Source organism: Campylobacter sp. CFSAN093238 (assembly GCF_012898015.1).
Classification (GTDB): Bacteria; Campylobacterota; Campylobacteria; order Campylobacterales; family Campylobacteraceae; genus Campylobacter_D; species Campylobacter_D jejuni.
The window spans coordinates 1,132,135-1,151,080 of sequence record NZ_CP040611.1; the positions used below are offsets into that span (position 1 = coordinate 1,132,135).

The window sequence follows — 18,946 nt, forward strand, 5'->3', positions numbered from 1 at the left end:
AAACATGCGTCATCTCATCACTACAAAGGATTTTAATAAAGTCGAAATTATGGAGCTTTTTAAAGAAGCAAGTGATTTCTTAGATGAAAAACCTAGGACTTTTCTTGAAGGAAAAAGCATCACGACAATTTTTTTTGAAAACTCTACACGCACCCTTTCATCTTTTGAAAGCGCTGCAAGAAGATTAGGTGCTAGGGTTTTACGCCTTGATGTTTCAAGATCAAGCTCTAGCAAAGGAGAAACTCTTTATGATACTGCTGCTAATTTAGATGCCATGAGTCCTAATGCTATTGTTGTAAGACACGCAAACTCAGGAGTTCCTTTGATATTAGCAAAGCATATGCATTGTCCTGTTGTTAATGGAGGAGATGGAAAACACGCCCATCCTACCCAAGCTTTACTCGATTTGTTTACGATTTATAATCATTTTCAAGGTAGTGTTGAAGGTAAAAAAATTTGCATCGTAGGTGATATTAAAAATTCCCGCGTTGCAGCGTCCAATATAGAACTTTTAAGTAGATTTAATCTTGATATTACCCTAGTAGCTCCACCGCATTTTATGCCTAATACCCATCTTAAAAAACATTATAAACTTGATGAAAATATTATAGCAAATTCAGATATCATCATGAGTCTTAGAACACAAACAGAAAGACATAATAAAACCGTTTATGCTTCACTTAAAGACTATGCAAATGATTTTTGCATTCAAAAAAGCTTAGTAAAGGATAAAAAGCTTATTTTACTACATCCAGGCCCTGTTAATCGCAATATTGATATAAGCGATGAAATGATGAGCGATGAAAGGACTTTAGTTTTAAAACAAGTTAAAAATGGAGTGGCTATTAGAATGGCTGTTCTTAAAAAACTCATACTAGAAAATGAAGGATAAAAAATGTTAGAATGGGATTTAAGTGCTTTATTTCACGATAAAGAAGCATTGCAAAATTTTACACAAGATCAAATCCAACAAAGTTTAAATTTCAAAAAAAACTATGAAAATAAACTTTATACATTAAATACTAATGAGTTTTTGCAAGCTTTAAAAGATTATGAAAATTTAAATCAAGCTCTTGGTAAAATCATGACTTATGTTTATTTGCTTTTTGCTAAAAACACTCAAAATGGTTCTTTTTACGCACAATACGAAGAAGAGTGCAAAAAAATAGAAGAAAATTTACTCTTTTTCGAGCTTGAATTTTGTGAGTTAACTCCTGAAAAAAGTCAAGAATTTACAACTTTTTGCAAAGATTATGATTTTTATCTTTCTAATTTATTGCAAAACAAACGCTATAATCTTAGCAAAAACGAAGAACGCATTATGCTTTATCTTTCCAATACAGGTGCAAATGCTTTTAGTAGACTTTTTGATGAAAGTATGAGCGCTTTAAAAATCCCTTTTGAAGGTAAAAAACTTAGCGAAGAAGAAGTTCTAAGCAAAATGTATGATGAAGATAGAAAAATACGCAAAAAAGCTGCTAAAAAATTCAGTAAAGTTTTGCAAAAAAATAGCAGACTTTTAAGTTTTATTATTAATATGATAAAAACAGAAAGAAAAAACATAAGCTTATTAAGAGGTTATGAAAATGCTGAAATTTCAAGACATATCAGCAATCAAATTTCACAAAAAAGCGTTGATTCTTTGATAGCAAGTGCGCAAAAACATTTTAACTTAGTATCGCAATTTTACAAAAGAAAAAAACAAATTTTAGGCTATGATGAGCTTAAAGACTATGACAGATATGCACCCATAGGAAAAGAAGCAAGTTTTGATTTTAAAACAAGTAAAAATATTGTTTTAGAGGCATTTCAAGCTTTTTCTCCTCAATTTTATGATATAGCAAAAAATGCTTTTGATCAAGGTTGGATTGATGTTTATCCGCAAGAAAATAAACAAGGGGGTGCTTTTTCGCATTCTGCAACTTCTGATGCACATCCTTTTGTTTTATTAAACTACACCAATAAAAGACGCGATCTTTTTACACTTGCACATGAATTAGGACACACTATCCATCAAAAACTTTCTTATAATGTAAGCTATTTAAATCAAAATACACCTTTAACCACCGCAGAAACAGCTTCAGTTTTTGCTGAAATGCTCGTATTTGATTTTATTAAAGATAAGTTAAAAAAAGAAGAACTCTTATCTTTATATGCAAATAAAATCGAAGATATTTTTGCAACTTTTTATAGACAAATTAATTTTACTTGTTTTGAAAGACGCTTACATGCTCAAGAAAATGAACTTAGTACTGAAGAAATCAATAAAATTTGGATGGAAGAATCTCAAAAGATGTTTCAAGACAGCGTAAAACTTACAAAAAATTATGCTTCTTGGTGGAGTTATATTCCTCATTTTATCCATTCTCCTTTTTACTGCTATGCTTATGCTTATGCACAACTTTTAGTTTTAGCTCTTTATGGACTTTACAAAAGTAAAAAATGTGAAAATTTTAAAGAACTTTATATCAAAATGCTTTCTTTAGGTGGAAGCGTGAGTCCAAAAGAACTAGTAGGAATGTTTGGATTTGATATAGAAGATGAAAATTTTTGGGAAATAGGCATAAAAGAAATTCAAAAACTCATCAATGAATTCATGGAGTTACAATCATGCTAGAAACAATCTTAAAAAATGAAAATTTTATCCATACCATGCAAAAGCATTGTTATGAAGTTATTTCACACCTTATAGAAGAAAATATAGAATTTTCCATAGTTGCAAATACAAATTTCATAGATTTTAACCCTGAACTTCCCAAAGAGCTTGATATTAAACAAAATCCTTATGCTCTTTTTGCTCTTGGAGGATACACCTTTGAATCCATACAACTAAATAAAGATTTCATTCAATTTCACGCAGGTTTTGGAAATGATGATTTTGATAGTTTTGTAAAGGTTGATTTAGGAGCTATCACGCAAATTCAAGTAGAAAATAGCATTTTATTCGTTAATTTTAGTCTTTATAAACGTGAAGATAGCAAAAATTTACAAAAATCTAAAAATATATTTTTAAATAATCCAAAAAATAAAGATATTTTCAAAAAATGAATCTATTTGAAGAGTTAAATGATAGTCAAAAACAAGCGGTAAGCCACATTGATGGAGCCATGCTTATCCTAGCAGGCGCAGGTAGTGGAAAAACCAAAACTATCACCACTCGTCTTGCTTATCTTATCGGTGAAGTAGGCATCCCCTCACATAACACTCTTACTCTTACTTTTACAAATAAAGCAGCTAGTGTTATGCGTCATAGAGCATTAAATTTTCTACAAGGCAATCACAATCCTTTGCTTTGCACCTTTCATAAATTTGGACTTTTATTTTTAAAACTCCATTTTGAAAGATTGGAGCGTAAAAATAGTTTTATTGTTATCGATACAGATGATACAAAAAAAATAATTAAAGACTTAATCCATGATAAAAACAAAGATAATGTCTATGATATTATCCAATACATATCTTATTGCAAAAATGAAGGCAAAAGAGTAAGCAATGTCTTTGAAGATTTAAATTTACTAAAAGAACATAATTTTGAAAAATATCAAAATGAATACAAATTTGCCAACTATTACCGTGCTTATGAAGAATACTTATTAAAACAAAATTTTGTAGATTTTGATGATCTTTTATTGCTAAGCAATCTCATTTTAGAAAATGATATAAATTTTGCCAAAGAACAAAGCTTACTTTATAATTACATTACAGTTGATGAGTATCAAGATACTAATACCTTGCAATATAAAATTCTAAAAAATCTATGTTGTATGCATGAAAATATCACAGTTGTTGGTGATGATGATCAAAGTATTTATAGTTGGCGTGGAGCAAAAATTGAAAATATTTTAAATTTTCAAAATGATTTTAAAAATGTTAAACTTGTAAAACTTGAACAAAACTATCGTTCAGTAGGGACTATTTTACAAGCAGCAAATAATCTCATATCTCACAATGAGCAACGACTTGGAAAAACTTTAATCTGCACTAAAGATACAGGGGAAAATATTAAAATATTAAAAAACGAAAACGAAAAAGATGAAGGTTTATATATCGCTCAAGAAGTGAAAAAATTGCTAAATTCTGGAGTAGAAGCTAAAGAGATCGCCATTTTATTTCGAGTTAATGCACTATCAAGAGCAATAGAAGAAGCATTTATGAAGAAACAAATTTCTTATAAACTACTTAGTGGTATGCGTTTTTATGAGAGATTAGAAATAAAAGATTTAATCTCGTATCTTAGACTTATCTTAAATCCAAGCGATGATTTGTCGTTTAAACGTATTATTAATCGCCCCAAAAGATCCATAGGAGAAAAAGCCCTAAAAAATTTAGAAGAATATGCAAAAAAACGTCAAATTTCACTTTTTGATGCCCTATGCGAAAGCGATGGTGGTGTAGGAATTTTAACAACAAAAAAAGCACAAAATGAAGCAAATATTTTTATACAAAATATTCACACTCTAAAAAGCTACGATAATGCAAAAAAGGTTTTTGACAATATAGAAGAATTATTTAAAATTAAAGATTATTTTTCAGAGCAAGATGATGGAGATGAAAGAATCAGAAATCTTGATGAGTTTTATGCTAATCTAAGAGAAAAACTCAAAGAAGATCCCGAAGCTTCTTTAGAAGATCTACTTAGTGAAATTTCTTTATTAAGCGATCAAGATAATTTAGATGAAGAATGTGTTTGCTTGATGAGCATTCATGCTAGCAAAGGTTTGGAATTTGATTATGTTTTTATAATAGGCTTTGACGAAGGATTTTTTCCTTTAAATAGCGAAGAAAATCTCGAAGAAGAACGCCGTCTTGCTTATGTTGGCATCACTCGCGCCAAGAAATTTCTCACAATAAGTGTTGCAAATTCTCGTTTTTATCATGGTTCAAGAGCAAATATCAATCCTAGTCGCTTCTTAGAAGAAAGTAAATTAATCAATGAAAAATCAAAAAATCAAAATATACAAAAAACTAGTTTTTGCAAAGGAGATCTAGTTAAACATAAAATTTTTGGCATTGGCAGGGTTGTTGAAGTTAATAAAAGCGGAAAAGAGGAAAAGCTTAATATTAATTTTGGTGGCATAATGCGTGTAATCATGGCAAGCTTTGTGGAAAAAGCAGTATGAACAAGATCTTTGCAGCCTTTAAACCAAGGGGTTTGAGCTCTAACGCCTTTTTAAGCACTTTAAAGAAAAAATATAAAAATAAAAAAGCAGGATATTCTGGCACTCTTGATCCTTTCGCCAAAGGGGTTTTAATCGTTGCATTTGGACAATACACAAAACTTTTCCGTTTTTTAAAAAAAACCCCAAAAACCTATAAAGCTACTTTATGGCTTGGAGTTTACTCCTTAAGTCTTGATGATCAAAATATAAAAGAAATTCAAAATATAAAAGAATTTGATCTTGCAAATTTAAAACAAATCATTGATCAAATGCAAGGAATTATCTCCTATACACCACCTCAATTTAGCGCCAAAAGAATCAATGGAACTCGCGCCTATGAACTTGCAAAAAAAGGTATAGAAGCAAATTTAAAACCTTGTCAAATGGAAGTATTTGATTGTAAGATCTTAAGCTATAATCATCCTTTTTTAAATATTGAAATCACAGTCAGTGAAGGTGCTTACATAAGATCTTATTGTGAACTTTTTGCTAGAAAACTAGGTATTAATGCGACTTTAAGCTCTTTAGAGCGCATTAAAGAAGGCAAATTTGTTTATAATAATGAGAAAAGCTTAAATGTGTTAAAATACATTAACCTAAAGCCAAATTTTATCAAGGATTTAAATAAACTCGAAAATGGTGCTAAAATTTTTGTCGAAGAATTAGAATTTCATGATGAAGGAGATTATTATATTGAAACAGAAAAATATTTTAGCATAATTAATATTAAAGAAAATACAGTAAAATATCTTCTAAATAAGGTTGAAAAATGTTAATATTATCAAGAAAAGAAAATGAAAGTATAATTATCGGAGAAGGTATAGAAATCAAAGTCGTTCAAACAGGGAAAGGATATGCCAAAATAGGTATAGAAGCTCCAAAATCCCTTATGATACTTAGAAAAGAACTTGTTCAACAAGTAAAGGATGAAAATTTGCATTCTGTTGTTCAGAATGATATTAAACTTGATGACTTAAGCAAAAAACTAATCAAATGAAAGCTTACGCTAAAGCAAATATTTTTTTAAAACTTACCGGTTTTGACTCAAGAAAATATCATCTTTTAGAATCACGATTTATACTTTTAAAAGATGTTTTTGATGAGCTTGAGCTTGTTGACAAAGAATCAGATTCTAAAAAAGAATTTGAAATCATTAGTAATTTTAAATGCGAAAATAATATTATTCAAAAGGCTTATTTGCTACTTTCTAGAAGATATAATAACGAATTAAAAGAATTATTTAGCAAAAAAAGTCTAAAACTCACAAAAAATATCCCAGTATGTGCTGGGCTTGGTGGTGGAAGTAGCGATTGTGCGAGTTTTTTACTACTAATAAATGAAACCCTAAATTTAAAATTAAACCTACAAGAACTTATAAATTTAAGCATACAACTAGGAAGTGATATTGCCTTTTTTTTAAGTGGCTTTCACTCTGCTAATGTAAGTAGCTGTGGCGAAATTATAGAAGAATTTGAAGATGACATACCTAATTTAAAATGGACTTTTCCACAAATATCTTGCCAAACTAAAGCTGTTTATGATGAATTTGATAGAGGAATATTTGACTTTCAAAAAAACAATAATCAAGCGCAAATATACAAAAAACTCAGCACAAAAGAGTTGTTACAAAATTTTAAAAACAAAGAATTAAATGATTTATTTACTCCTTGTGCAACTTTATATCCTAAAATGAAGTCTTACTTACAAGAAGATTTTTTTCTAAGCGGTAGCGGTAGTAGTGTTTTTAAGGTTGATCGATGAAAATTATTGCGAGAAATAAAAAAGCTTTATTTGATTATAGCATCATAGAACGCTTTGAAGCCGGAATTGTCCTTAAAGGAAGTGAAGTTGTAGCCTTAAGGGCAGGAAGAGCAAATCTTAAAGACTCTTTTGTTCGCATTATAAAAAATGAGATTTTTTTACTTAATTCTCATATTTCATTACTTCATACTACACACTCTTTCTATAAACACGAAGAAAGAGGCGCTAGAAAGCTTTTAATGCATAGAAAGCAAATTGATAAATTATTAGGTAAAGTAAGTATAGAAGGATATACTATCGTTGCATTAGATCTTTATTTTAACACAAAAAATAAAGTAAAAGCTACCCTTGCTTTAGCTAAAGGGAAAAATTTGCACGACAAGCGTGAAACTTTAAAGAAAAAGCAAGCCGATTTAGAAGCTAAAGCTGCTATGAAAAATTACAAATAAAGGAAAATAAATGAAAAAAATTTCAGCCCTATTTTTAATAAGTTTAGCATTTTTTCTTAATGCTTGCTCCAAGGAAGAAGAAATTCAAAATGATTTTATGTTTGAAGAGTATCACAAAGGAGATAAAATAGTCTTAAATAGTGTAAATGGTGGAAGCAAAACTTTAATAAGAACAGATAAAGGTTTTGTGGTGGAAGGAGAGGAAGGAAAAGTTCTAATGTTTGATTTTTTTGGCACTTTTTGCACCCCATGTAAAGAAGAAGCTTTAGATCTTAGCAAACTTTGGAAAAATAATTCTAGCAAATTTATCATTATAGGACTTACACATTTTGAAGATGTTAGCGATGAAACAGTTAAAAAATTCGCGGATGATTATGGTGCTTACTATTTTCTAAGCAATGACAGCTCTAATGATCGTATTATTGCTCAAATTTTAAAAGATATAGACTATCAAAATATGGAGCAACTTCCTTTTAAAGTTGTTTTAAAAAATGGAATTTATCAAAAAATAAGCGATTACTGGAATAATAATACTCCAACAAATTTTTATCTTGGTAAAATTCCAACAGAACTCATGCAAGAAGATTTAAATAAAATCTACAAAGGAAAATAATGCCAAAAACCCAAACTCTAGAGCAAACAAAACTTAGTGAACCAAAAATGTATAAAGTTATACTCTTAAATGATGATGTAACAACCATGGATTTTGTTATAGAAATTTTGATGAATATTTTTCATCAAAACCTTGAGAAAGCAAGTCAAACAATGTTAGAAATTCATCACAATGGTTCTGGAATTTGTGGCATTTACACCCAGGAAATAGCTCTTTCAAAACAAAAAAAAGTTATGGATGCGGCTAAACTTGCTAATTTTCCACTACAAGCAAAGGTGGAAGAAGAATGAAATACCAAGAAAATTTACAAAAATATCTTGATAATGCCAAAAATCTAAGCTTAATAAATCACCATGAATTTGTTACCTGTGAGCATGTACTGTTTGCATTACTAAAACTAAGCACTGATTTTAAGGATATATTTGAAGAATTTTCAGATGGAGATCTTGAACTTCTAGAAACTGAATTAAAAAATTACATTTCTCAAAACAATCAAGTTATTAAACAAGAAATAGAACCTACAATATCTGTTGTTTTAGATGAAATCTTACTTTCATCTAAAAATAAAAATAATGAAATTAAAATTATAGATTTTTTAGAAAAGCTCATACAGGATTCAAGAAGTTATTCTAGCTATCTCTTAAAAAAACACAACATAAATCTTAACAAAATTCAAGAACTTCAAAATCATGAAAATATACAAAATTTAAACAACCACACAAGTGATTTAACACTTTTGGCTCAAAATGGCAAGATTGATCCTTTAATAGGAAGAAAATTTGAACTTGAAAGAATGATGCAAATTCTTTCACGTCGCAAGAAAAATAATCCTATTTTAGTAGGAGAAGCAGGAGTTGGCAAAACGGCCATTGTAGAAGGATTAGCATTAGCTATTGCGGAAAAAAAGGTGCCTAAAAACTTACAAAATGCAAAAATTTTTAGTCTTGATATGGCTAGTATACTTGCGGGAACAAAATACCGTGGAGATTTTGAGAAAAGAATTAAAGAAATTTTAAATGAACTTGAGAAAATACCCAATGCTATTTTATTTATTGATGAAATTCACACTATAGTAGGAGCTGGAAGCACAGGAGAATCTCATACTGATTTTTCCAATCTTTTAAAACCAGCTCTAAGTAATGGAACTTTAAAATGCATAGGTGCAACAACTTTTATGGAATATAAAAATACTTTTGATAAAAATAAACCCCTAAGTCGCCGTTTTGCTAAAATAAATGTAGATGAACCAAGCCAAGAAGAAAGCTTGCAAATTCTTAAAGGATTAAAAAACAAATATGAAGAATTTCATCATATAAAATTAAACGATGAAATTCTTCAATATGCTGTAATTTGGGGTAAAAAATTTTTTAATGATAAATTTTTACCTGATTGTGCTATAGATCTGATCGATGAACTTGGCGCTTCTTTTGCTTTAAATCCAAAAGCTAAAAAAAATGCCAATTTAAAAGATTTAGAAAATGTTTTAGCAAAAATGACCCACCATCACAAAATATTTGAATTCGATCAAAATAAAGCTTTAATGAATTTAAAAACAAATTTAAAAGCAAAAATTTTTGGCCAAGATGAAGTTATAGATAGCCTTGTTTCATCACTTAAGCAAAGTTTTGCGGGATTTAAAAATTCCAATACACCACGCGGAGTGTTTTTGTTTACTGGATCAAGTGGAGTTGGAAAAACAGAACTTTGCAAAGCTTTAGCTGAATTTTTAGGTTTAAATTTAGAACGCTTTGATATGAGTGAATATGCAGAAAAACATACTATAAGTAAACTAATAGGATCTCCAGCTGGATATATAGGTTTTGAAGAGGGTGGACTTTTAAGCAATGCTATTCGCAAAAATCCTTTCAGTCTTGTTCTTTTTGATGAAATAGAAAAGGCTCATCCTGATTTAAGCAATACCTTTTTACAGATTTTTGACAATGCTGAACTCACCGACAATAGCGGTCTTAAAGTAGATTTTAAAAATACAATCATTATTATGACATCTAATCTAGGACTTAAAGAAAGCAATGAGCTTGGTTTTTTAAGTAAAAATGAAGAAAAAAGTAATCGTGCTATCAAAGATTTTTTTGCTCCAGAATTTATTAATCGCATTGATAAAATTTTACATTTTAATGATTTAAACGATGCTATACTTGTTAAAATTATCGAAAAAGAACTTGATGAAATTTCTAAAAATTTAAATAATATAAAATTATCAATGGATGATAAAGCCAAAATTTATTTAGCTAAAAAAGCCTATAATAAAGAATTTGGAGTAAGGCTTTTAAAACGCATAATTTCTGAGGAAATAGGAGAAAAAATCAGTGATGAAATTTTATTCGGAAAGCTTAAAAAAGGCGGTATAGCTAAAATCAAACTTGGTAAAAATGGAAAGCTCGAATTTATATTCTAAATTACTCAATGCACCTAAAAATGCTCCTGTATTTTTAAGTCAAAATTTAGAAGCTGATTTTATTGTAAAAGCTTATACTTTTGGTCTATTCCCATGGACAAGTAAACCTGTAACTTGGTGGTGTCCAGATCCTAGATGCATTTTAATTCCAAATCAAATTCACATCCAAAAAAATATGAAAAAATTTATTAATCTCTATCAAATTAAACTTGATTATGATTTTTTAAAATTAATTACATTATGTCGCGATACACGCTCTCAAAGCTGGATAGATGATGAATTTATTACCACTTATTATAAGTTATTTACCCAAGGCTATGCGCATAGCCTTGAACTTTATGAAAATAATGAACTTATAGGTGGAATTTATGGTTTAATTTTAGGCAAGGTTTTCTTTGGTGAAAGCATGGTAAGCATTAAAAAAAATGCATCTAAAGTTGCCATGATTAAACTTTGTGATTTATTAAAACCTTATGATTTTATCATAGATTGTCAAGTTTATAACCAACATTTAGAATTTATGGGTGCTCATAATATTTCTAGGAAAGAATTTTTAAATATTTTAAAAGAAAAATGCAATCAAGAAAGTGGTTTTAAAAATTTTAAAGATTTAATTACTTAAAAATAAGCGTGAAAATCACGCTTATGACATCGCTTTAGCAACTTCAGCAGAGCTTTCACGAATTTTCTCCATACACTCTCTTGCTTCTTTTGCAAGTTCAACACTCTGATTAACATCCTCTAAACCGCTTTTAATACTCTCAACCACTTGTGATGTAACATTACGAATAGAATTAATCGTAGTGGTAATTTCATTAACCGAATGCCCTGTTCTTTCAGCTAAATTTCTTACTTCATCAGCAACAACAGCAAAACCTCTACCATGTTCACCAGCACGTGCTGCCTCAATAGCAGCATTTAAAGCAAGCAGATTAGTCTGATCAGCAATATCACTAATAGTTTGAATAATAGATTTAATTTCATCTGATTGTTGATTTAAAGAGGAAACAAGATTTGAACTTTGAGACATCATATCAGCAATATTCTGAACATTTGAAACAGTGTTTTCAATTACACGATCTCCATCTTGAGTAAGATTATCATTTTTTTCTGCAAGTTCGCTTATGAGACGAAGTTTTTCTTGATCTTTTTTAACTTGTTCGCTTATATCTGTAGCAAATTTAATAACCTTGTAAATTTTTCCATCATCATTTTTAACCGGATTATAACTTGCTTCAAGGTATACTTTTTTATTATTTCTTCCGTATCTTATATATTTACCTGATTGAAATTTACCCTCTCTTAAATCTTCCCAAAATTGAACATAGTCCTTAGAGTGTCTATAATTAGAATCACAGAACATACTATGATGCTTTCCTTTAATCTCATCAATATTAAAATCCATAGTTCTTAAAAAATTTTCATTAGCCGTAATAATAGTCCCATCAGGTTTAAATTCAATAATAGCCATAGAACGATTAGCAGCAGCAATAGTATTTTTAAGATCAAGCATTTCATAATGTCTTTGAGTTATATCATTGGCAAATTTAATAATTTTATAAACATAACCATTATTATCACTAATTGGAAGATAATTTGCTTCTAAATAAACATCTATCCCTCCCTTAGCTATACGTCTAAAAAGACCACTTCTAGCTTTTCCATCTCTTAAATCTTTCCAAAAATCACTATATGCTGAAGAATTAACAACTTCAGGCAAACAAAACATACTATGATGCTTACCCTTGATCTCTGAAAGGGAGTATTTCATAGTTGTTAAAAAATTTTGATTTGCCTCTAAAATAACGCCATCGGTAGTAAATTCAATTACCGCCATGGTATTCCCAATAGATCTTAAAATATCTCCTAAACCATTACATTTTTTTTCAAGTTGTTCAATTATTTTAGTATTATTTTTCTTAGCACCAAACATAAAACTCACCTTTTTAATAATAAATTATTTTAAAATTATATCATATTTATATAGTATTATTTACTTAAAATTATATTAATTTATAAGTTAAATATATCCTTTAAACCTACAATAATCATCTTAAACCCCATAGCAACAATAAATACTTGTGCTATACGAGAAAAAACATGTAAAATCAATTTTCCAACTATTTTTTCTATAGTAGCTGCAAAATGAAAAAGTATAAACATAAAAATAAAAGCTATCATTACTCCGCCAAGAGCAACATCAAGCCCACCATCTTCGGCTATAACAATAACGCTAGCTAAAGTTCCAGGCCCAACAAGCATAGGAAATGCCATAGGTATTAAACTCTGTCTTAAAATTTCCTTATCATCCATATCTTGATAAGAACTAAAATCCTTAGTTGCAATTTTTGTTGAAAAAAGTAAATTTTTAATAGCCATTATAATAAGAACCAAACCACCAGAAACCCTTAAATCATCCAATGAAACTCTAAAAATATAGTTCATAAATAAAGGTCCTGATGATAAAAACACCAAAACTATAGTAAAAGCTGTATAGAGAATAGTTCTAAAAAGTTTTTTTCGAAACATTAAAGGCAATCCATCACTCATAGCCAAAAATTGAGTTAAATTACCAAAAGGATTTAATATAGCAAGTAAAGTAATTGCAGCAAAAAACATCAAATAAAGCTCAGAACCCATACTAGAAAACACTATCAATCCTTAGTTTTTACAAATTCCAAAGAAATAGAATTTACACAATGTCTTACATTTTTAGCAGAAAATCCTTCTCCTTCAAAAACATGACCTAAATGTCCATTGCAATTTGCACATACAATCTCGGTTCTAATCCCATCTTTATCAGGAATTCTTTTAACAGCCCCTTTTATTTCATCATCAAAGCTAGGCCATCCACAACCTGATTTAAATTTATCTTCGGATTTATAAAGCGAAGCTCCACATTGCTTGCATTGATAGATTCCTTTTTCATAAAAATCATTATATTTCCCACTAAAAGGAGCTTCTGTTCCTTTATTTAAAATTACTTTTTTTTCTTCTTCATTTAATTCTTTCATGATCTACCCTTGTAAAATAATTTTTATATTATATAATTAAATTTTCAATTTTAAATGATAAATTTTTATAATTTTCAAGAAAGTTTTAAATGCAAAAAGAATTTTTTCAAGAACTTCAAGATATTTTATATGAAAAAAATATAACTATAAAATTTCACTCTTTTCAAAATTTTTATGAAGACTTTAAAAGCCACAAATTGATTTTTAATCACGAGCATCAAAGCATTTTCAAAAAAAATACATCACAACAAATTACCTTGCTTCATCCTACGCGTATAAGAAGGCCTAAATTTGTCAATTCAACTCATGCGCTTGCTAAAATAATTCATTCAGTCGCTCATATAGAATTTAATGCAATTAACCTGGCTTTAGATGCGAGTTATCGCTTTAAGAATCTACCTTTGCAATTTTATTACGATTGGCTGGAGGTAGCAGATGAGGAAATTAAACATTTCAAACTTTTAAATTCAGCACTTAAAGAACTTAGTTACAAATATGGAAATTTTCCAGTGCATGATAATTTAGAATCTGCTCTAGAAGCTACAAAAGACTCTTTAAGCTTTAGAATGGGAGTAGTTCATAGAGGTTTAGAAGCTAAAGGGCTTGATGCCAACCCCTTTGTTGTTCAAAAACTTCAAAGTTCCAATCATTCCATTAAAAATCTTCTAATGGAATATCTTGAAATTATACTTAATGATGAAATAAAACACGTTAAAAAAGGAGATACTTGGTGGAAATTTGCAAATCAAAACAGGTATGATTTTATTGAGCTTTGCAAAACATTTAAACAATTCTCTCTTGCGGGAAAAAAACTTAACATTCAAGCAAGAATCAAAGCTGGCTTCACTCAAGAAGAATGCGAAGTCATTGAAAAATTTTACTCTTGATTTCTTATCTTAAATTTTGAAACGATAATGGTATATAAAACCCGAATAATTCCATAAAGCACATACAAGCTTGCTAAAATTACTAAACTTTCAAGAGGGTAAAGATATAAAAATGAAAATATTATAATTAAAATAATCAAAACTTTTAAAACACTAGAACGATTAAAATCAAGCTTTTTAAAACTAGGATAACGTATATTACTTACCATTAAAAGCCCTAAAATTGCTTGAAGCACCAAAAAAACTACGCCATAAGGCTTTAAAAAATCATAACTGATAAACGCATAAGTCCATATAGCACTCACAACTGCTGCAGTAGGTATAGGAAGACCTATAAAAACGGAGGGTTCATAAGTGCCTGTGGTAACATTAAATCTCGCCAAACGAATAGCTCCAAAAACCACAAAAAAAGCTGTAATCAAAGATCCAAGTTTTCCAAAATCATAACCTATCGCCATATAAAAAAGAACCGCTGGAGCAACTCCAAAAGCTACTAGATCAGCCAAAGAATCAAATTCTACTCCAAATTTTGAAGTAGAATTTGTAAGTCTTGCAACACGGCCATCAAGCCCATCGCAAATCAAAGATAAAATAATATAAATCAAAGCTGTATAATAATTTCCATGTATTGAAGCTATAATAGAAATAACCCCTAAAAAAGCTGAAGCAGCTGTAAAAAGATTGGGTAAAATATAAATTAGTTGCGGTCTGTTATTCATTATTTTTCCTTACGCAAAATAGCCTAGCAATGAACCTGCTTTAATTTCATCATTTAAGCCTATATGAATTCTAGTATCTTTTGGTAAAAGTAAACTTATAGAGCCATTAATTAAAAAACCCATTCTATCTCCTGCTTTTAAATCATGAGAAATATTATCAAGCTTTAATTTTCTATCAAAAGAACCTGCATAGATTCGCAAGGCTATCGTTTTATTCTCTTTAACTTTTGCCAAAATAAAAGCTCTTTCATTCATCATTTTTGCAGATTTTAATTCACTGCACAAAAAAAGCCCATGTCGTAAACGAATATCTATTATAGACATTGCAAAAGGTGTATTAAAATTCCCAGCATCATAAAGAGCATTTTTAATAGTAATTTCAACACATTCACCCAAATCTTTATGATGAATATTTTCTATTTTAGTAACCCTACCATCCATAGGTGCAAAAATAGCTTTTTCATCACTACAAACAAGTTCTCTTTTGGGCGCCCTAAAAAGAAAAATACAAATTACAATTAATGCTAATAGCAAGATGGAAAAAGAATAAAAAATCCACACAAAAATAAAAATTAAGCTTAAAATAATAAGACTTAAATATCCATCTTTTGCAATAAAATCTTTCATTCTTCTACTTTAACTTCAGTTTTAACTTCTTCGAGTTCTTGTAAACGAGTTGGTAGACTATTTTGATCCTCAAACTCTTTAATAATCTCGCGCACTTTATTACCTTCAATAGTTTCTTCTTCATAAAGGGCTGCAACCATAGTCTCAATCGCTCCCTTATAAGTATTTAAAGTATCTTTAACATCTTTATAGCGTTCATCCAAGGTTTTCTTTACATAATCATCTAAAGATTCTGCCATCTTTTCAGAATAATCTTTGATAGTTTGTCCACCACTTAAGAAAGTATTTCTTTGTTTTTCAAGTACCATAAGTCCTGCAATTTCACTCATACCATACATAGAAATCATAGCTTTTATGATATCGGTTGCTCTTTCTAAATCATTACTTGCACCCGTTGAAATTTCACCTATAAACACTTCTTCAGCTGCACGACCACCCAAAAGTACATCTACTTCAGCGATAAGTTCATGTTTTTGCATTAAAAATTTATTTTCCTCAGGAGTATTTAAAGTATAACCTAAAGCCGCAAGACCACGCGGAATCACAGAAACCTTACTTACACGTTTTGCGCCTTTGGTAGTTTCAGCAATCAAAGCATGACCACATTCATGATAAGTAACAATTTTCTTTTCTTTTTCATTAATACGACGTGATTTCTTCTCAAGTCCTGCTATAGCTCTTTCAACAGCTTCAACTAAATCATTTTGTTCTACATATTTTTTAGAATCCCTACCCGCTAAAAGCGCTGCTTCATTAATAATATTTGCAAGATCAGCTCCTGCAAGCCCTGCGGTTAAGCGTGCTATATCTTCTACTTTAACTTTTGGGGAGATTTTGACATCTTTCATGTGCACTTTTAAAATATCACACCTACCTTTAAAATCAGGTTTATCAACTAAAACTTGTCTATCAAACCTTCCTGGTCTTAAAAGCGCTGCATCTAAAACTTCTGGGCGATTTGTTGCTGCTAAAACAATGACTGGGGAACTTTCTGTCCCAAAGCCATCCATTTCAGCCAAAAGCTGATTTAAAGTTTGCTCTCTTTCATCGTTTCCACCCATCATGCCACTTGCTGCACGACTTTTACCAATAGCATCTATTTCATCTATAAAAACAATAGCAGGAGCTTCTTTTTTTGCATTTTCAAATAAATCTCTCACACGAGAAGCACCTACACCCACAAACATTTCTATAAAAGACGAACCTGAAACACTAAAAAACGGCACATCAGCTTCACCTGCAACTGCTTTTGCAAGCAAAGTTTTTCCTGTACCTGGAGGCCCAACAAGTAAAAGTCCTTTTGGAATTTTAGCTCCCAATTTAATATATCTTTCAGGATACTTTAAAAAATCTACAATTTCTTTTACTTCTTCTTTAGCTTCTTCAACACCAGCTACATCGCTAAATTTTACTTTAGGTTTTTCTGAATTTACAAGCTTCTTAGAACTTCCTATACCCAATATAGAACTTCCCATATTTTTTTGCATACGACTTGCCAAAAACATCCAAATACCAAAGAAAATAAATACTGGCAAAACCCATGAAAAAAGTATATCCGTAAACCAATTTGTTTCAGAATACGCACCATAAGCGATATTTTTACTATCTAGTAAACTCACAAGCTCAGGATCATTAACTTTTTTTGCTGTATAAACAGTATTGTGAGAGCTTGAAATCGCTTTGATTGTTGTTTGTCCTATACTAACTTGATTGATTTGTCCACTTTCAATAAGCTTTTTTAACTCAGAATAAGGGACATTTTTATTTACTTCATTGCCATTCAATGCCCCGCCAAAAGAACCATTGCCATCAAAAAATCCCTTAAAAATAATTATCATTACAATTGCAAAAATCGCAAAAATAAAAATGGGATTTTTGTTAAAAAAATTATTACCCTGCGGATTACCCTTATTATTTTGGGTATTATTATTCATTACTTATCCTTTTTTATTATTTTTATATACAAAACTACACCACTCATTGATTTGCATTTCATCAATGAGTTCCAAATCTTGAAATTTTTCTTTAATTCTTGTTGAATATTTATCTAAAATTCCTGACAAAATAAGTATAGCATTATCTTCTAAATGGTTTTTAATATCTTTTTCTAAAATTAAAATCACATCTGCAATGATATTTGCAACAATTAGATTATATAAACCATTTGCTTTATCTATAGATCCACACCAAGCCTTGTGAAAATCGACACCATTTAATCTTGCATTTTCTAAAGAACTATCAATAGCCAACTCATCAGTATCACAAATTTCAACATTACAACCAAACTTTGCCATAATAATACCCAAAATTCCACTACCACAACCAAGATCTAAAGCTCTTAATTTACTTTTAGAAAATTTTTGTAAAAATTTTACACAAGAATATGTGCTTTCGTGATGTCCTGAGCCAAAGGCTAAGGCTGGATTAATCTTTATATTTATACAATTCTTCTTTTCTTCTTGCCAAGTTGTATGGATGTAAACATTATCCACTAAGATAGGTTTTATGCCTTTTTTATATTCTTGTATCCAGTCCTTGTTTTCTTTCTCTACAAGACTTAAATTAGAAATAATTTTATGGTTTAAATTGAAAGTAGTTGTAAGTTTTTGAGCAAATATTTCAAGTGCCCATGAAAACTCTTCTAAACTCTCATGGGATCTAATGTAAACACCATTATCTTTCTCTTCTATGGCTTCTATACCTAAATCAAAAGCAAAATCAAGAAATAAATTTTTATACCGCTCTTCTACGATAAAGAACAATTCATAATATTTTTTTTGCATTTAGAATTTTAAAAATCAGCCTTTACTCAGCTGCACCTTCTCCACTTCCTGTTCCTAAAACATCTTCAAGTTTTTCCTTTAAAACTTGTGGAGTAAAAGGTTTTACAATATAGTTATTTACGCCAGCTTTTAAAGCAGTAATCACTTCAGCTTTTCCGCCCTCAGTTGTAACCATGATGATAGGCATATCTTCATATTTTTTCTCTGCTCTTACTTTTTTTACCAACTCCAAGCCATTCATTTCTGGCATATTCCAATCTGTAATTAAAACTTTTACATCTTCATTTTTAGTTAATAAATCCCAAGCTTCAACGCCATGCTCAGCTTCTAAAACATCATCGTGTCCAAGTCTTGTTAGGGTATTTTTAATAATCCTTCTCATAGTAGAACTGTCATCAACAACTAACAATTTCACAATTTCGTCCTTTCAAAGTTTTTATAGTTTTATTTTACCCTTTTTAGCCTTATTAATCAAGCTAAAAAATTTTAAAAAACAGCATTATATCATCTTTTACTTA

General features: G+C 29.8%; 21 protein-coding genes. 13 read left to right on the plus strand and 8 right to left on the minus strand.

All coding sequences use genetic code 11. From position 1 onward, the window contains the following. Positions 1–4 precede the first annotated feature (4 nt). Genes FBF21_RS05870 through aat form a run of 12 tightly spaced genes read left to right on the plus strand, consistent with a single transcriptional unit; the run spans position 5 to position 11,020 of the window. Positions 5–892, plus strand: coding sequence for an aspartate carbamoyltransferase catalytic subunit (locus FBF21_RS05870; protein WP_002860202.1), 888 nt, complete (start codon positions 5–7; stop codon positions 890–892). Positions 893–895: 3 nt separating this feature from the next. Next, on the plus strand, positions 896–2,617 hold the full coding sequence (locus FBF21_RS05875; RefSeq protein ID WP_002869547.1) for a M3 family oligoendopeptidase: 1,722 nt from the start codon (positions 896–898) through the stop codon (positions 2,615–2,617). Further along, positions 2,611–3,048 (plus strand): hypothetical protein, encoded by a 438-nt coding sequence (locus tag FBF21_RS05880; RefSeq protein ID WP_002852822.1) that lies wholly within the window; start codon positions 2,611–2,613, stop codon positions 3,046–3,048. Before FBF21_RS05875 ends, FBF21_RS05880 begins: the two co-directional genes overlap by 7 nt. Further along, on the plus strand, positions 3,045–5,120 hold the full coding sequence (locus FBF21_RS05885; RefSeq protein WP_168985453.1) for a 3'-5' exonuclease: 2,076 nt from the start codon (positions 3,045–3,047) through the stop codon (positions 5,118–5,120). Before FBF21_RS05880 ends, FBF21_RS05885 begins: the two co-directional genes overlap by 4 nt. Continuing rightward, positions 5,117–5,935 carry a tRNA pseudouridine(55) synthase TruB gene (gene truB / locus FBF21_RS05890; RefSeq protein WP_002869549.1) on the plus strand — a complete coding sequence of 273 codons (819 nt, stop codon included), beginning with the start codon at positions 5,117–5,119 and terminating at the stop codon, positions 5,933–5,935. The genes FBF21_RS05885 and truB overlap by 4 nt, the downstream gene beginning before the upstream one ends. Beyond that, the gene (gene csrA / locus FBF21_RS05895) at positions 5,929–6,156 is read left to right on the plus strand and encodes a carbon storage regulator CsrA (protein ID WP_002852854.1); all 228 of its coding nucleotides are present in this window, start codon (positions 5,929–5,931) and stop codon (positions 6,154–6,156) included. The genes truB and csrA overlap by 7 nt, the downstream gene beginning before the upstream one ends. Next, positions 6,153–6,920, plus strand: coding sequence for a 4-(cytidine 5'-diphospho)-2-C-methyl-D-erythritol kinase (locus FBF21_RS05900; RefSeq protein WP_002859130.1), 768 nt, complete (start codon positions 6,153–6,155; stop codon positions 6,918–6,920). Before csrA ends, FBF21_RS05900 begins: the two co-directional genes overlap by 4 nt. Further along, the gene (smpB, locus tag FBF21_RS05905) at positions 6,917–7,369 is read left to right on the plus strand and encodes an SsrA-binding protein SmpB (protein ID WP_002860207.1); all 453 of its coding nucleotides are present in this window, start codon (positions 6,917–6,919) and stop codon (positions 7,367–7,369) included. Before FBF21_RS05900 ends, smpB begins: the two co-directional genes overlap by 4 nt. Before the next feature lie 10 nt (positions 7,370–7,379). Continuing rightward, the gene (locus tag FBF21_RS05910; RefSeq protein WP_002867200.1) at positions 7,380–7,982 is read left to right on the plus strand and encodes a TlpA disulfide reductase family protein; all 603 of its coding nucleotides are present in this window, start codon (positions 7,380–7,382) and stop codon (positions 7,980–7,982) included. After that, positions 7,982–8,272 (plus strand): ATP-dependent Clp protease adaptor ClpS, encoded by a 291-nt coding sequence (locus FBF21_RS05915; RefSeq protein ID WP_002852892.1) that lies wholly within the window; start codon positions 7,982–7,984, stop codon positions 8,270–8,272. Before FBF21_RS05910 ends, FBF21_RS05915 begins: the two co-directional genes overlap by 1 nt. Then, entirely contained in the window at positions 8,269–10,398 is a 2,130-nt protein-coding gene (locus FBF21_RS05920; RefSeq protein ID WP_042635869.1) for an AAA family ATPase, read from the plus strand. The genes FBF21_RS05915 and FBF21_RS05920 overlap by 4 nt, the downstream gene beginning before the upstream one ends. Then, positions 10,373–11,020, plus strand: a complete 648-nt coding sequence (aat, locus tag FBF21_RS05925) for a leucyl/phenylalanyl-tRNA--protein transferase (protein WP_002826100.1) — start codon at positions 10,373–10,375, stop codon at positions 11,018–11,020. Before FBF21_RS05920 ends, aat begins: the two co-directional genes overlap by 26 nt. Before the next feature lie 21 nt (positions 11,021–11,041). Here aat and cetZ read toward each other — a convergent pair whose 3' ends face one another. The 3 genes from cetZ to FBF21_RS05940 all read right to left on the minus strand — a co-directional run bounded on the left by cetZ (position 11,042) and on the right by FBF21_RS05940 (position 13,412). Continuing rightward, the gene (gene cetZ, locus FBF21_RS05930) at positions 11,042–12,331 is read right to left on the minus strand and encodes an energy taxis response protein CetZ (protein WP_002886284.1); all 1,290 of its coding nucleotides are present in this window, start codon (positions 12,329–12,331) and stop codon (positions 11,042–11,044) included. A gap of 80 nt (positions 12,332–12,411) precedes the next feature. Continuing rightward, positions 12,412–13,038, minus strand: a complete 627-nt coding sequence (locus FBF21_RS05935) for a MarC family protein (RefSeq protein ID WP_079264526.1) — start codon at positions 13,036–13,038, stop codon at positions 12,412–12,414. Positions 13,039–13,052: 14 nt separating this feature from the next. Next, positions 13,053–13,412 (minus strand): methionine-R-sulfoxide reductase, encoded by a 360-nt coding sequence (locus FBF21_RS05940; protein ID WP_002826104.1) that lies wholly within the window; start codon positions 13,410–13,412, stop codon positions 13,053–13,055. Between the two features lie 89 nt (positions 13,413–13,501). On the opposite strand from FBF21_RS05940, the gene FBF21_RS05945 reads away from it, so the two are divergent. Then, on the plus strand, positions 13,502–14,299 hold the full coding sequence (locus tag FBF21_RS05945; protein WP_002870128.1) for a ferritin-like domain-containing protein: 798 nt from the start codon (positions 13,502–13,504) through the stop codon (positions 14,297–14,299). Here FBF21_RS05945 and pssA read toward each other — a convergent pair. Genes pssA through FBF21_RS05970 form a run of 5 tightly spaced genes read right to left on the minus strand, consistent with a single transcriptional unit; the run spans position 14,290 to position 18,843 of the window. After that, positions 14,290–15,018 carry a CDP-diacylglycerol--serine O-phosphatidyltransferase gene (gene pssA / locus FBF21_RS05950; RefSeq protein ID WP_002859122.1) on the minus strand — a complete coding sequence of 243 codons (729 nt, stop codon included), beginning with the start codon at positions 15,016–15,018 and terminating at the stop codon, positions 14,290–14,292. The genes FBF21_RS05945 and pssA overlap by 10 nt on opposite strands. Positions 15,019–15,027: 9 nt before the next feature. After that, a complete protein-coding gene (locus tag FBF21_RS05955; RefSeq protein WP_002866132.1) occupies positions 15,028–15,645 on the minus strand; it encodes a phosphatidylserine decarboxylase in 618 nt (205 codons plus the stop codon). Further along, on the minus strand, positions 15,642–17,579 hold the full coding sequence (gene ftsH / locus FBF21_RS05960; RefSeq protein WP_002856296.1) for an ATP-dependent zinc metalloprotease FtsH: 1,938 nt from the start codon (positions 17,577–17,579) through the stop codon (positions 15,642–15,644). The genes FBF21_RS05955 and ftsH overlap by 4 nt, the downstream gene beginning before the upstream one ends. 3 nt (positions 17,580–17,582) lie before the next feature. Beyond that, positions 17,583–18,428 carry a 50S ribosomal protein L11 methyltransferase gene (locus tag FBF21_RS05965; protein WP_002856135.1) on the minus strand — a complete coding sequence of 282 codons (846 nt, stop codon included), beginning with the start codon at positions 18,426–18,428 and terminating at the stop codon, positions 17,583–17,585. 22 nt (positions 18,429–18,450) lie between these two features. After that, on the minus strand, positions 18,451–18,843 hold the full coding sequence (locus FBF21_RS05970; protein ID WP_002866134.1) for a chemotaxis response regulator CheY: 393 nt from the start codon (positions 18,841–18,843) through the stop codon (positions 18,451–18,453). Between the last annotated feature and the right edge of the window lie 103 nt (positions 18,844–18,946).